Origin of the sequence: Pseudomonas sp. EL_65y_Pfl2_R96 (genome assembly GCF_963970905.1) — a bacterium.
In the GTDB taxonomy this organism is placed as follows: domain Bacteria; phylum Pseudomonadota; class Gammaproteobacteria; order Pseudomonadales; family Pseudomonadaceae; genus Aquipseudomonas.
In genome coordinates this window covers 1-320 of sequence record NZ_CAXAQH010000435.1, presented here as the reverse complement: position 1 = coordinate 320, position 320 = coordinate 1, and the positions used below count along the sequence as shown (strand labels likewise).

Annotated in this window: 1 pseudogene; it reads left to right on the top strand. The window is 58.1% G+C overall.

The features are described 5' to 3' along the window. A pseudogene (locus AACY49_RS31445) lies at positions 1-320 on the top strand (arginine decarboxylase); the annotation flags it as partial.

Here is a 320-nt window from a genome sequence, read left to right as displayed (position 1 = left end):
ACGTCACCGCAGTACAGCATCATCGCTTCGATTGATGTTTCGTCGAAAATGATGGATGACGCAGGGGGCTACCTTACCGATGAGTCCATCGACGAGGCCATTGCCTTTCGCCAGGCCATGGCTCGCCTGAGCAATGAAATCCGTGAGCGCAATGGCAAGGATTGGTGGTTTGGGGTCTGGCAACCCGATGAAGTCAACGGGGTGCCTTTTGCCGAACTCGACCCTGAAGTATTACGCCATGGCGATGCCTGGGTGCTCAAACCGGCGGCCAGCTGGCATGGCTTCGGTGACCTGGGCGCCGACTACTGCATGCTGGACCC